This is a genomic window from Streptomyces sp. NPDC031340 (assembly GCF_055569945.1).
Genome location: NZ_JBVIIE010000078.1, coordinates 24,388 through 37,607 on the forward strand (window position 1 = coordinate 24,388; position 13,220 = coordinate 37,607).

Annotated in this window: 14 protein-coding genes; 6 read left to right on the forward strand and 8 right to left on the reverse strand. The window is 71.1% G+C overall.

Going from position 1 to position 13,220, the window contains the following annotated elements; translation table 11 throughout:
* Window positions 1-10: 10 nt before the first annotated feature.
* Window positions 11-1,396, forward strand: coding sequence for a serine hydrolase domain-containing protein (locus ACZ5GT_RS37370; RefSeq protein ID WP_469035485.1), 1,386 nt, complete (start codon window positions 11-13; stop codon window positions 1,394-1,396).
* 89 nt (window positions 1,397-1,485) lie between these two features.
* On the opposite strand, the gene ACZ5GT_RS37375 is transcribed toward ACZ5GT_RS37370, so the two are convergent.
* The 7 genes from ACZ5GT_RS37375 to ACZ5GT_RS37405 all read right to left on the reverse strand — a co-directional run bounded on the left by ACZ5GT_RS37375 (window position 1,486) and on the right by ACZ5GT_RS37405 (window position 6,772).
* On the reverse strand, window positions 1,486-1,938 hold the full coding sequence (locus tag ACZ5GT_RS37375) for a GNAT family N-acetyltransferase (RefSeq protein ID WP_469035487.1): 453 nt from the start codon (window positions 1,936-1,938) through the stop codon (window positions 1,486-1,488).
* Window positions 1,939-1,981: 43 nt separating this feature from the next.
* The gene (locus ACZ5GT_RS37380; RefSeq protein WP_469035489.1) at window positions 1,982-2,848 is read right to left on the reverse strand and encodes a GNAT family N-acetyltransferase; all 867 of its coding nucleotides are present in this window, start codon (window positions 2,846-2,848) and stop codon (window positions 1,982-1,984) included.
* A 119-nt stretch (window positions 2,849-2,967) separates the two neighbouring features.
* A complete protein-coding gene (locus tag ACZ5GT_RS37385) occupies window positions 2,968-3,450 on the reverse strand; it encodes an NUDIX domain-containing protein (RefSeq protein WP_469035491.1) in 483 nt (160 codons plus the stop codon).
* Window positions 3,451-3,538: 88 nt separating this feature from the next.
* Window positions 3,539-4,444: a LysR family transcriptional regulator gene (locus tag ACZ5GT_RS37390; protein ID WP_469035493.1), complete on the reverse strand. Its 906-nt coding sequence runs from the start codon at window positions 4,442-4,444 to the stop codon at window positions 3,539-3,541.
* 246 nt (window positions 4,445-4,690) lie between these two features.
* Window positions 4,691-5,839, reverse strand: a complete 1,149-nt coding sequence (locus tag ACZ5GT_RS37395; protein WP_469035495.1) for a cystathionine gamma-lyase — start codon at window positions 5,837-5,839, stop codon at window positions 4,691-4,693.
* The gene (locus ACZ5GT_RS37400) at window positions 5,836-6,387 is read right to left on the reverse strand and encodes a low molecular weight protein-tyrosine-phosphatase (protein WP_469035497.1); all 552 of its coding nucleotides are present in this window, start codon (window positions 6,385-6,387) and stop codon (window positions 5,836-5,838) included. Before ACZ5GT_RS37400 ends, ACZ5GT_RS37395 begins: the two co-directional genes overlap by 4 nt.
* Window positions 6,388-6,394: 7 nt before the next feature.
* On the reverse strand, window positions 6,395-6,772 hold the full coding sequence (locus tag ACZ5GT_RS37405) for a phage holin family protein (RefSeq protein WP_469035499.1): 378 nt from the start codon (window positions 6,770-6,772) through the stop codon (window positions 6,395-6,397).
* A 59-nt stretch (window positions 6,773-6,831) separates the two neighbouring features.
* On the opposite strand from ACZ5GT_RS37405, the gene ACZ5GT_RS37410 reads away from it, so the two are divergent.
* From ACZ5GT_RS37410 to ACZ5GT_RS37425, 4 genes are all read left to right on the forward strand, one after another.
* Complete coding sequence (locus ACZ5GT_RS37410; protein ID WP_324790131.1) at window positions 6,832-7,149, forward strand: cupin domain-containing protein; 318 nt, start codon at window positions 6,832-6,834, stop codon at window positions 7,147-7,149.
* Window positions 7,150-7,350: 201 nt separating this feature from the next.
* A complete protein-coding gene (locus ACZ5GT_RS37415) occupies window positions 7,351-7,563 on the forward strand; it encodes a DUF5326 family protein (RefSeq protein ID WP_469035501.1) in 213 nt (70 codons plus the stop codon).
* A 463-nt stretch (window positions 7,564-8,026) separates the two neighbouring features.
* Window positions 8,027-8,761: an IclR family transcriptional regulator gene (locus tag ACZ5GT_RS37420; protein WP_469035511.1), complete on the forward strand. Its 735-nt coding sequence runs from the start codon at window positions 8,027-8,029 to the stop codon at window positions 8,759-8,761.
* 98 nt (window positions 8,762-8,859) lie between these two features.
* Window positions 8,860-9,294 carry an SsgA family sporulation/cell division regulator gene (locus ACZ5GT_RS37425; protein WP_469035504.1) on the forward strand — a complete coding sequence of 145 codons (435 nt, stop codon included), beginning with the start codon at window positions 8,860-8,862 and terminating at the stop codon, window positions 9,292-9,294.
* A 255-nt stretch (window positions 9,295-9,549) separates the two neighbouring features.
* Here ACZ5GT_RS37425 and ACZ5GT_RS37430 read toward each other — a convergent pair whose 3' ends face one another.
* Window positions 9,550-11,070, reverse strand: coding sequence for a YibE/F family protein (locus ACZ5GT_RS37430; protein ID WP_469035506.1), 1,521 nt, complete (start codon window positions 11,068-11,070; stop codon window positions 9,550-9,552).
* A 254-nt stretch (window positions 11,071-11,324) separates the two neighbouring features.
* Here ACZ5GT_RS37430 and thiC point away from each other — a divergent pair, with 254 nt between their 5' ends.
* The gene (gene thiC, locus ACZ5GT_RS37435; RefSeq protein WP_469035508.1) at window positions 11,325-13,121 is read left to right on the forward strand and encodes a phosphomethylpyrimidine synthase ThiC; all 1,797 of its coding nucleotides are present in this window, start codon (window positions 11,325-11,327) and stop codon (window positions 13,119-13,121) included.
* Window positions 13,122-13,220 lie beyond the last annotated feature (99 nt).

Consider the following 13,220-nt stretch of genomic DNA (forward strand, 5'->3'; position numbering starts at 1 on the left):
GACTGGGGGCATGACGACATCTCAGTTCGACCTGCTCCCCGGCACGCGCCGGGCACTTGTGCACCGGATCGCCGTGGCCCAGGCCGAGGGGCGTGCGCCCTCGCTGGCCGCGGCGGTGGTACGGGACGGGCGGGCCGTATGGCACGGCGCGCGCACCTCGGTGGAAGGGCACGGTCCCGACGAGGACGTGCAGTACCGCATCGGCTCGATCACCAAGACCTTCACGGCCGTCCTGGTGCTGCGGCTGCGCGACGAGGGCCTGCTCGGCCTCGCCGATCCGCTGGAGAAGCACCTGCCCGGCACGGGGGTGGGGGAGGCCACGATCGCGGATCTCCTCGCCCACACCGGCGGGCTGGCCGCGGAGTCGCCCGCCCCGTGGTGGGAGCGCACCCCGGGGTCGCTGCGTCCCGAACTCGCCGACGTCCTCGGCGAGCAGCCTCTGCTGCATCCGGTGGGCCGCCGCTTCCACTACTCCAATCCCGGCTACACGGTGCTGGGCACGCTCGTCGAAAAGCTGCGGGGGGCTCCGTGGGAGGAGGTGCTACGACGTGAAGTGCTCCAGCCCCTGGGCCTGGACCGTACGACCGTGCAGCCGAGGTCTCCCCACGCGAGAGGCTGGGCCGTCCATCCCTGGGCCGACGCCCTGCTGCCGGAGCCGTCCGAGAACCTCGGACGGATGGCGCCCGCGGGACAACTGTGGTCCACCACCGGTGATTTGGTGCGGTTCGCCGCCTTTCTGGCGCGCGGCGACGACCGGGTGCTGAGCGAGGAGACGGTACGGGAGATGCGGACTCCCGCAGCCCCGCCGGAACCCGCGGACGTGGTGGACGGTGCCGCCTACGGGCTCGGGCTGCAGATCCAGCACCGGGACGGCCGGTTGCTCGTCGGGCACTCCGGGTCGCTGCCGGGCTTCCTGGCGAACCTCACCATCAGTGTGGAGGACGACGTCGCGGCGGTGGTGCTGGCCAACTGCACGTCCGGCCCTCACCTGTCGGAGGTCGGAGCCGATCTCGTGGCCATCGTCGCGGAGGCCGAGCCGCGCATTCCGGAACCGTGGCGGCCGCTGCCGGAGGTCGACCCTGCGGCGCTGGAGCTGGCGCGACCCTGGTACTGGGGGACGCAGGCGTTCGCCCTGCGGCTGACCGCCGACGGGGGTGCCTCGCTGGAACCGCTGTCCGAAAGAGGCCGCCGCTCACGTTTCCGGGCGAACGGTGACGGGACCTGGACCGGGCTCGACGGCTACTACGCGGGCGAGCTCCTGAGGCCTGTGCGGCGCCCGGACGGGACTGTGGACCATCTGGACCTCGGATCGTTCGTGTTCACGCGCCGACCGTACGACGAGGAGGCTTCCGTGCCCGGCGGAGTGGACCCGGACGGGTGGCGGGGCATCAGCTGACGGCTGATCGGCCCTGGGACCGGGCGTGGCACGTGCGGGGGTGTCCTGTTTCACGTGAAACAAGACGCCCCGTCCGTTTCGGTGCGGGTTCAGAGCTGGAGCTTGAAGCCCAGATGGGAGGGTTCAAATCCCAGTCGCTCGTAGAACCGGTGGGCGTCGGCGCGTGTCCTGTCCGACGTCAGCTGCACCAACTGGCAGCCCAGGCGGCGGGACCGGTCGATCGCCCACTCGATGAGCAGGGTGCCCAGTCCGCCGCCCCGCTCGTCGGCGTGGATGCGCACCGCTTCGATGATCGACCGGGTGGCGCCGCGTCGGGACAGTCCCGGAACGATCGTGAGCTGGAGAGTGCCGACGACCCGGCCCTCGCGTTCGGCGACGACCAGATGCTGGTGTGGGTCGGACGCGAGGCGGTCCAGGGCCGCCAGGTACGGGCTCAGGTCGTCCGGCGACTCACGCCGGGCGCCCAGAGGGTCGTCGGCCAGCATCGCGACGATCGCGGGCACGTCGTCCGCCGTGGCGGGCCGTATAGCGAGGTCTCCCATGGGCAGCACCCTATGCGGCCGCGCTGCCGGCGGCCGGGCCGGCTCAGCCCGCCGCCACCGTCAGCGGAGCGAAGCGCCGGGTCCAGTCGCCGGGCAGGTCCGGGATGCCGTGAGTCATGACCGCGTTGAAGGCGACGGGCGCCAGCCCCCGTGCCTTCACCCATGCCAGCAGCGTCTCGTGCCGTACGTCGATGTCGGTGCGCAGGGGGCGGTCGGTGTGTGCGGCGAGGGAGGCGATGAGTGCCGTGGCCGTCTCGGTGTCGCGGGCGATCAGCGGTCCGACGACATGGGTGTCCATGTTGGGCCAGGCGGCCGCGTACCCGATGAGCCGTCCGTTCTCCTCGGCCACCCGGATCTGGTCGGCGAAGGCCGGCAGGCGCGTGATGAGGTGCGTGCGGTCGGCGCCGAACACCTCCGCGTCGAGCCGCAGGATCGCGATGAGGTCCTCCGCGGTGGCGGCGCGGGTGGTCACCTCGGGCACCGGCCCGCCGGGCGTGAAGCGCCCGCACAGCATCTCGGCCCGGCCGGTGACCTTGAAGCCGAGTTCCTCGTACAACGGACGGCCGTTCGGGGTCGCGTGCAGGGTCAACGGGGTGGCGCCCATGGTGGTGACGACGTGCCTCATCAGCCGGCGGCCCACGCCTCGGCGGGCGTGCCGTCGGGCCACCAGCACCATGCCGACGGCGCCCAGCTCAGGCCGGTCCTGCGGCCCGTACTCGGTGACGACGCAGGCGGTGACGAGACCGCCGCCGGGGTCGTCGATGCCGTACGCCTTTCCGGCGGTGAGGAGGAGACCCCACTTGTGCTCCTCGCGCGGCCACCCCCGATCCTCGGACAGGTCGGCGCAGGAGTCGAGATCGCGGAGCGTCAGCCGGCGGATGGGCAGAGCGGGGAGGGAAAGAGTCGGCACGCGGGCCAGGCTGTCCGACGGGCCCCCTCGGCGTCCACCACTTTCCGCCGTTCGGTGAGCCGGTGGATCCGGTGGGAGTGTGGCGATCCAGCGTGTGAGGCGTGCCGGGGTACCTGACGTCAGCCGAGGTCAGGGGCGTGCATGGCGCGTACGCCCTCGATGTTGCCGTCCAGATAGTGCCGCAGCGACAGCGGGACGAGATGGACGGAGGCGATCCCGACGCGGGTGAACGGCACACGGACGATCTCGTATTCGCCGGCGGGCTCGTCCACCTCCGGGCCGTGCCGCAGGGAGGTGTCCATGGACTCCAGGCGGCAGACGAAGAAGTGCTGCACCTTCACGCCGGTGGCGCCGCCGTCCTCGCCGATGTGCTCGACGGTGTCGACGAAGCAGGGCACCACGTCGGTGACCTTGGCGCCGAGTTCCTCGAACACCTCGCGGTGCAGGGCGTCGACGACGGTCGTGTCCCCGGGCTCCACCCCGCCACCGGGGGTGACCCAGTAGGGGTCCACACAAGGCTTTGTGCGCTTGATCAGGATCAGGTCGTCACCGTCCAGCAGGACGGCACGGGCGGTGCGCTTGACCACGGGTCGGACGGTCATGGGAGAAATGTGGCCCATATGGTTCCACGTGAAACATCGCATATCGTCACCGGGCGAGCCCACCGGGTGACGCCTGGGGCGGCTCTGCTCAGCACCAGTCCGCCGCGGCCCGCAGCAGCCACTCGTGGGCCCGTGCGATGTGCGGCATCGCCAGCGTGCCCGTCCGGACGGCCAGGAAGTAGGTCCGCAGCGGAGGCACCGCCGGTTCGTGCAGGGCGACGACGTCACCGCGTTCCAGAGCCGCCTCGCACAGATAGCGGGGCAGCACCGCCAGCCCCGCGCCCGCGACGGCGCAGGCGAGGACCGCGCGCAGGTCGGGGACGATGATCGTGCCGGGGGCGGCGGGACGGGAGTCGAAGACGGAGGCCCAGTAGCGGGAGACGAAGGGCAGTGACTCGTGCACCTCGATCACGGGGACGTCCTTCAGCGCGGGCGCCCCGGTGCGGCGGGCGGCCTCGGCGCCCGTCTGCTCGGCCCGGCCCGGGGCGGCGACCAGGACGTGCTCCTCGTCGCACAGCGCGGTCGCCGTGAGCAGCGCGCCGCGCGGGCGGGCCGTGCTGATGGCCAGATCGTGATGCCCGGCGGCCAGCCCTTCCAGGACTTCCTCGGCGGTGCCGAAGGAGGAACGCAACGCGAACCCCTGACCGTCCTCGCCGATCAGTTCGGTGAGGGCGGGCAGCGCGCGTTCGGCGGTGAATTCGGGCGGCCCGGCGAGATGCAGGCTGCGCAGGGAGGACTCGTCGTCGAGTCCGGTCTCGGCGATCTCGACCAGGGCGTCGAGATGCGGAGCCGCCTTGTGCGCGAGTTCGTCGCCGATGGTCGTCGGCGTCACTCCGCGGGCCTGCCGCAGGAACAAGGGGCGGCCCAGCTGCCTTTCCAGGGTGCGGATCTGGGAGGTCACGGCCGGCTGCGACAGACCGAGCAGCGCGGCGGCGCGGGTGAAGGAGCCGGCCCGGTGCACGGTCACGAAGGTGCGCAGCAAGGCCAGATCCATGGCCTGTCCTCCTCTTTCCCTGCCCTTCTCCCGGCCTGGAGGCAGGGCCCAACTATAAATATGTCGATAGGTCTCTGTCGCTACGGTGATTGGACACTGACACAGAGTCAACTAGCCTTGTTGGCGCGGTTCTTCGCGCGCGGAACCGAGGACGGTCCGAGCCACGAGGGGGGAGGCTCGGACCGTCCGCCGTCCGCCGTCCGCCGCGGACGCCGCCGGGATGTCGGCGGGGCGCCCGGGACGCGGTCACCCCGCCGACTCCCGCACCGCACGCAGCACGTCCGCCACCAGGTCCTCCGGGTCCTCGGCCCCGACCGACAGGCGGATGAAACCCTCCGGCACCGCGTCCCCGCCCCAGCGTCCGCGCCGCTCGGCCGTGGACCGTACCCCGCCGAAACTCGTCGCCTCGTCCACGAGCCGGAGCGCCTCAAGGAACCGCTCGGCCCGAGCGCGCGTGGGCAGCGTGAAGGAGACCACGCATCCGTAACGGCGCATCTGACGGGAGGCGACGGCGTGCGAGGGATCTCCGGGCAGCCCGGGATAGCGCAGCCCGCTCACCTCCGGCTGCTCCCGCAGGGCCTCCGCGACCGCCAGGGCCGTGGCACACTGCCGGTCCACCCGCAGCTGGAGCGTGGCGAGCGAACGGTGCGCGAGCCAGGCCTCCATGGGCCCCGGGATCGCGCCGACGATCTTGCGCCAGCGCCGGACCGCGGTCATGGCCGCGGCGTCGCGGCCGACGACGTAGCCCAGCAGCACGTCCCCGTGCCCGGTGAGCTGCTTGGTGCCGCTGGCCACCGAGAAGTCGGCACCGAGCTCCAGCGGGCGCTGCCCCAGCGGCGTCGCGAGCGTGTTGTCGACCGCGACCAGGGCGCCACGCGCGTGTGCGGCCTCGGTCAGGCGCCGGACGTCGCACACGTCGAGCCCGGGGTTGGAGGGGGTCTCGAGCCACACCAGCCGCGCGCCGTCGAGGACGTCGAGCTGGGCGTCGTTCCCGGTCGGCGCGGTGCGCACCCCGATGCCGTACGCCTCCAGCTGGGCGCGCACCAGGGGCAGCGCCTGGTAGCCGTCGCTGGGCAGGACGACCGTGTCCCCGGCGCGCAGCTGGGAGAACAGCACCGACGAGATCGCGGCCATCCCGGAGGCGAACGCGAGCGTCTCCACCCCGTCCTGACCGGGCGCCTCCAGCTCGCCGACGGCCCGCTCCAGCAGCGTCCAGGTCGGGTTCTCGTCACGGCCGTAGGTGTACGGGCCGGTCGGGTCGCCCGGCAGATGGAAGTGGGCGGCGAACACCGGACCGGGCAGGGTCGGCTCGTACTTCACCGGCTCGGGCAGCCCGGCCCGAACCGCACGCGTGCCCTCTCCGCCGCCGGACGCGCCCGTGCCGGAACCGTTCATGCCGCGCGTCCTTCCAGGTGCTCGCGCACCGCGACCAGCAGACCCTCGCACGCCGTCTCCACCATCGCCAGGCACTCCTCGAAGCCGTCCCTGCCCCCGTAGTACGGGTCGGGCACGTCGAGGTCCTCGCCGGCCTCGCCGGCCTCATCGGAAGGCGCGGGCGATCCGCTCGCCGAGGGTCGGAGGTCGGGCGACGGGTGGGCGTACGCGCGCAGCAGCCGCACCTTCGCCGCGTCCTCCGGAGCGGAGGCGAGGCGGCGCAGGGCCGTGAGGTGGCTGGAGTCGAGGGCCACGACGAGGTCGAACCGGTCGAACCAGGACGGCTGGAACCGGCGGGCGATGTGGGCGTTCGCATAACCGTTGTCCTCGAGGACGGCGACGGCGCGCGGGTCGGCGCCCTCGCCCTCGTGCCAGCCGCCGGTCCCGGCGCTCTCGGCCTCGACCAGGCCGTCGAGCCCGGCCTCCGCCAGGCGGGCGCGGAAGACGGCCTCGGCCATCGGGGAGCGGCAGATGTTGCCGGTGCAGACGAAGCAGACGCGGTAGGTCATCGCACGCTCAGTCCTCGTCGGGCAGGACGACGTGGAGCGCCCAGGAGACGATCGAGATGATCAGGCCGCCGAGGACGGCGGTCCAGAAGCCCTCGACGTGGAAGCTGAGGTCGAGCCCGTCGGCCAGCCACGAGGTCAGCAGCAGCATCAGAGCGTTGACGACCAGGGTGAACAGGCCGAGCGTCAGGATGAGCAGGGGCAGGCTGAGGAGGTTCAGGACCGGCTTGACCAGCCAGTTCACCAGGCCGAAGAGGAGCGCTACCACTATCAGGGTGCCGGCCTTCTTGCCCGTGCTGTCCCCCGTGAGGGTGATCTTGTCGAGCAGCCAGACGGCGACCGCCAGGGCACCCGCGTTGGCGATCGTCTTGACTACGAAATTCTTCATGTGTCTGATCGTGGCAGACAGGATCGAATACGAGCAGTGTGATGAGGACGGCAAGCGCGATGAAGGCATTCCGGCTGGACGAACTGGAGGCGGAGCGCGCCGCCAACGAGGGCGCCTACCTGCAGTTTCTTCGCGAGCGGAACATGTCGGTCGGCCTGTACGCGCTCGACGCCGGCGAGCACGATCCGCAGCAGCCGCACCGCCAGGACGAGGTCTACTTCGTGGTGAGCGGCCGCGCGTCGATCACCGTCGGCCTGGAGACCACGGAGGTGGCGCGCGGCAGCGTGGTGTACGTGCCGGCCGGAGTCGCCCACAAGTTCCACCACATCAGCGAGGACCTGCGGGTGCTGGTGGTGTTCTCCCCGCCGGAGAGCTGATCCGCCGGAGAGCCGACCGGCCGGGAGGCCGACCCGTCGGAAGGCTGACCGTCGTCTCGGGGTTCCCTAGGGGATCAGTCAGGGGAGGACGAGGGGCGCGAGCCCCCCGTCGGCACCCCTGTCCGTCCTAGCATCGAGAGCAGGACATCGATCGGATGGGCCCCTGCTCGAGGCAGTGGGCGGAGAGGCAAGGACAGGACGATGGGAGAGTTCTTCGCGGGACTGCCGTGGTGGGTGAAGTGGGTAGCGGTGCCGGTCATCGCCCTGGTCGTGTTCGGCGGGCTGATAGTCAGCGTCTTGCACTTCATCATCGGGCTGTTGTTCAAGGTGCTGGTCTTCGTCGCACTGGTGGGCGGACTGGTCTACGTGGTGCGCAAGTTCACGTCGAGTTCCTCGTCGCGCGGCGACTGGTGAGGGCCTCGGGAGCCGGTGAGCGGTAACAGGAATCACCGGTTCCCTCGCGCGAGGGAAGTTTTCCCGGCAGGCGGTCCGCAAGCGGTGGCGGGCAATTAGAGTCCGGAACTCGACGCGGGGAGCCACCCCGCGAACGGCGCACACCCCCGTGTTCCCCCGCACGGGCTCCCCCCTCGCGCTTCGGGAGTGACCTTTGGCCACGGCAGACACCGCACTCACCGACCCCCACGCACCACCGGCTCCGGACCGGTCGGCCGTGCTGTCCTCCGCACACCGCATCCGGCCCCCGGAACAGCCGGGACCCGCCGAGCAGGACGGCTCGACGGCACATCCGCCGCCGCGAACGCCCTCGCAGGTGCCACGGACGCCCGCACAGCCTCGACGACCCCCCTCGCAGCCCCCACGGACCACATCCCGGTCCCCACGGACCCCCTCGGAACCCCCCTCACGGTCGGGCACCCTCATCGGGTCCGTCCAGCGCGCGCTGCGCCTGCTGGAACGCGTCGCCGAGCACGAGCAGGGAGCCCCCGCCAAGCAACTGGCCCGCGAGACCGGTCTGGCGCTGCCCACCGCCTACCACCTGCTGCGCACCCTGGTGCACGAGGGCTATCTGCGCCGTGACCGAGGCCTGTTCTTCCTCGGGGAGGCGGCCGAACGGCTGGGCGGCAGCGGAGCCGAGCAGAAACGTCGCAGCACGGTCGCCGAGGCGCTGGCCGACTGGCACGACACCATCGGCGCCCCCGTGTACTACGCCGTCTACCAGGACGGTGAGATCGAGATCCTGTGCGTCTCGGACAGCCCGGGAAACCCGGCGGTGGAGGAGTGGGCCGACTTCCGCGAGACCGGGCACGCGCACGCGATCGGCCAGTGCCTGCTCGCCCAGCTGGACGAGCAGGACCGTCGCGACCACCTCGAGCGCTACCCCGTGCGGGCCATCACCCCGTACACGGTGCGCGACAACCAGGCCCTGCTCCACCGGCTGGAACGCAACGGCCGCAGGGAGCCGGTGACGGAACAGCAGGAGTACGCCCTCGGCACGGTCTGCGCGGCGATTCCGGTCACCGTGGGCACGATCGCCGCGACGATGGCCGTATCGATGCCGTGCCATCAGGTCGACCGGCTGGAGTCGGCCGCGCGGCAACTGCAGAACGAAGTGGGCCGGTTGCTGAGGTCTCTGGGCCTGTCTATCAGTATCTGAAAACTCACTCCTTGTGATCTGGTGTACACGTTGAGCAAGATGCCTGCAGAGTCAGGGGATCATTCCCGGCCAGTCGGCGTCACAAGACGGGGTAGGCGATGCGCGAGTCCGTACAGGCAGAGGTCATGATGAGCTTTCTCGTGTCCGAGGAGCTCTCCTTCCGCATCCCGGTGGAGCTGCGTTACGAGACGTACGATCCCTACGCCGTGCGGCTGACCTTCCATCTGCCGGGTGACGCCCCGGTGACCTGGGCGTTCGGCCGGGAGCTGATGATCGACGGGGTGGGACGGCCCTGCGGTGACGGCGATGTCCGCATCTCGCCCGCCGACCCGGAGTCGCTGAGCGACGTGCTGATCCGGCTCCAGGTCGGCCGCGACCATGCCCTGTTCCGCTCGTCGACGGCGCCGCTCATCGCCTTCCTCGACCGCACCGACAAACTGGTGCCGCTCGGCCAGGAAGGTTCGCTCGCCGACTTCGACGCCCACCTCGACGAGGCGCTGGACCGCATCCTGGCGGAACAGAGCGCGGGCTGAAGCGGTACGGCGGCGGGAGCACGCATCGAGCCGGCGGAACGCTTCGACATGGGCCAGGGCGCCGTGCAGGAACGCTTCTCCTCGGCGTGGGTCGGGGGAACGGCAGCCGCACGCCCTCCGGGGCCGGCTAGTGGCCCACGAGGGCTCTCACGGGCTCTCACGGGACCTCGCGGGCTCACGCGGGACCTCGGTGGGACCTCGCGGGCTCACGCGGCCACCGTCGGCCCGGTAGCCCTGCGGCCGTCCGGCCTGGCCTCAGCGCTTGCGTCGCCTGCCCCTCCCCGTGCCGGAGCGTGCCTGGACCGGAGCGGCGCCGGCCGAGGCACCCTCCGGTTCCCGACGGTCCGCGGAGACGACCACGGCGGCGAGAGCCGTGGTGACCGGTACCGAGGCGACCAGCCCGATCGAGCCCACCAGCGTGCGCACGATCTCCTCCGCGACCAACTCGCTGTTGGCGACGGTCCCCACGCTGCTCTGCGCGATCGAGAAGAGCAGCAGCAACGGCAGCGCGGCGCCCGCGTAGGCGAGGACGAGCGTGTTGACGACCGACGCGATGTGATCGCGGCCGATCCGGATGCCCGCGCGGTACAGCCCGCGTCGGCCCATCGAGGGGTTGGCCTCGTGCAGTTCCCACACGGCCGAGGTCTGCGTGACCGTCACGTCGTCGAGGACGCCGAGGGAGCCGATGATGACGCCGGCCAGCAGCAGACCGCTCATGTCGATGGACGGATACAGGCCGTGGATCAGACCGGTGTTGTCGTCCGTGTTGCCGGTGAGCGCGGCCCATCCGATGAACACCGAGCCCAGGACGCCGATCAGCAGCAGCGAGAGCAGCGTGCCCAGGACCGCCACGGACGTACGGGCCGACAGGCCGTGACACATGTACAGGGCGATCAGCATGATGGCGCTGGCCCCGACCACCGCCACGACCAGCGGATTCGAGCCCTCCAGGATCGCCGGAAGGATGAAGAGGGTCAGCACCAGGAAGCTCACGGCCAGCGCGACCAGCGCCATGACGCCCCGCATCCGGCCCACCACCACGACGGCCAGCGCGAAGACGCCGGCGAGCAGGGCCATGGGGAACCCGCGGTCCACGTCGGTGACCGCGTACTGCAGATCCTTGGGCGCCGAGGGCTCGTAGGCGACCACGACCTTCTGTCCCTGCCGCAGTTGCCGCGACTGGTCCGGCTGCACGATCTCGGTGAACGTGCGGCCCTTGTCCTTGCCGGTGTCGACGCGGATGGTGGCCCTGTGGCAGGTGCCGTTCGCCTGCTGCTGGGCCGAGGAGCCCTCGGCGGTGGACGTATCGCCGGTGGGGGTGTCGCCCGAGGCGTTCACCGACTTGCAGCTCACGCCCACCACCTCGGTGACCGTCGCCTGCTGGGTCTGCCGGTCGAACCCGACGCCGGTGCGCTCGTGCGACGGGGCGCCGCCGGGCCACAGCACCGCGAGCCCGACCAGCACGGCCGTGGCGAAGGGGATCAGGATCGCGGCGATGACCTTGCGCAGATGCCGGGAGACGGGCGCGGCGGGGCCGTGGCTGTGCGAGTGACCGTGTCCGCCTGCGCCTGCGCCCCCGTCCCCCGACCGGTGGCCGTGCCCGGGCTCATGCCAGTGATCGTGCCCATGCCCATGCCCATGCCCGTGATCGTGGCCCTGCCCGTGATCGTGCCCGTCTCCACGGCCGTGACCGCCGTCGTGCCGGTGTGGCGGACCGGGGGGCGGACCGGGCGGCGGGTCGGGTGGCGGAAACGGGTGCTGCGGTGTCGTGGTCACCGCCAGATCATCGCAAGGACGGTGGGGGGCCTCTGTTCACCGCGCCCGGGTTGCCGCTAGCGTGGAGTCACCTTTTGTACACGCGGGAGCTCGGAGCACCGGGCTGAGAGGGCGCTGACCTCCGTCCCAGCGATGTTTCACGTGGAACGTCACCCGAGTCGAGTGACGTTGCGCACGGAACGTCGTCCGACGGAAACCGCTGCGTCGACCGCCGAACCTGTTACCGGGTAATGCCGGCGTAGGGAGTAGGTCTCATGACCAACGAGGACGCACGCACGCCTGCCTCCGACCAGTTCGACGGGGAGGCCGGGAAAACCATCGGCTGGCACAAGGCGTACGTCGAGGGCTCACGCCCCGATCTGCGGGTGCCGGTCCGTCAAGTGCATCTCACCAACGGGCAGTCGGTCACGCTGTACGACACATCGGGCCCGTACACGGATCCACTCCTCGACACCGATGTCCGCAGGGGTCTGCCGCCGCTGCGGGAGACCTGGATCGTCGCCCGCGGCGACACCGAGGAGTACACGGGCCGCCCCGTTCGACCCGAGGACGACGGGATCAAGCACACCTCGCCGCGCGGCGGACTGCGCAATCTCGACGCTGTCTTCCCGGGGCGGCCGCGCCAGCCGCGCCGCGGCCGGGACGGCGAGGCGGTCACCCAGCTCGCGTACGCGCGCCGGGGCGAGATCACGCCGGAGATGGAGTACGTGGCGATCCGGGAGAACGTCTCCCCCGAGGTGGTCCGTGAGGAGATCGCGGCGGGGCGCGCGGTGCTGCCCGCGAACGTCAACCACCCGGAGATCGAGCCGATGATCATCGGCAAGCGGTTCCTGGTGAAGGTCAACGCCAACATCGGCAATTCCGCGGTCACCTCCTCCATCGAGGAGGAGGTCGAGAAGATGACCTGGGCGACCCGCTGGGGCGCCGACACGGTCATGGACCTCTCCACCGGCCGCAACATCCACACCACCCGCGAGTGGGTGCTGCGCAACTCCCCCGTGCCCATCGGCACGGTGCCGCTGTATCAGGCACTGGAGAAGGTCGACGGCAAGGCCGAGGAACTGACCTGGGAGATCTACAAGGACACCGTCATCGAGCAGGCCGAGCAGGGCGTCGACTACATGACGGTGCACGCGGGGGTGCGCCTGCCGTACGTGCCGCTGACGGCGAACCGCAAGACCGGCATCGTCTCGCGCGGCGGCTCGATCATGGCCGCGTGGTGCCTCGCGCACCACAAGGAGAACTTCCTGTACGAGAACTTCGAGGAACTCTGCGAGATCCTCGCCGCCTATGACGTCACGTACTCGCTGGGTGACGGCCTCCGGCCGGGTTCGATCGCGGACGCCAACGACGAGGCGCAGTTCGCGGAGTTGCGCACGCTCGGGGAGCTCAACCGGATCGCGAAGCGCTTCCACGTCCAGACCATGATCGAAGGCCCGGGACACGTCCCGATGCACAAGATCAAGGAGAACATCGATCTTCAGCAGGAGATCTGCGAGGAAGCCCCCTTCTACACGCTCGGCCCGCTGACGACGGACGTCGCGCCGGCCTACGACCACATCACCTCCGGCATCGGCGCCGCGATGATCGCCTGGTGGGGCACGGCCATGCTCTGCTACGTCACGCCCAAGGAACACCTGGGCCTGCCCAACCGTGACGACGTGAAGACCGGTGTCATCACCTACAAGATCGCCGCCCACGCGGCCGACCTCGCCAAGGGGCACCCGGGTGCGCAGGAGTGGGACGACGCGCTGTCCGACGCCCGCTTCGAGTTCCGGTGGGAGGACCAGTTCAACCTGGCCCTCGACCCGGACACGGCACGGGAGTTCCACGACGAGACGCTGCCGGCGGAGCCTGCCAAGACCGCCCACTTCTGCTCGATGTGCGGGCCGAAGTTCTGCTCGATGAAGATCAGCCAGAGCATCGCGGAGCGGTTCGGCGGTGACGTGGCCGAGGGAGCGTCGCCCGAGGAGGTCGCCGAGGGGATGCTGCGGAAGTCGAAGGAGTTCGCGGCGAGCGGGAACCGGGTGTACCTGCCGATCGCCGACTGACGTGGCCCGGGGGGGGGGGGGGGGGGGGGGGGGGGGGGGGGGGGGGGAGGCGGGGGGGGGGGGGGGGGGGGGGGGGGGGGGGGGGGGGGGGGGGGGGGG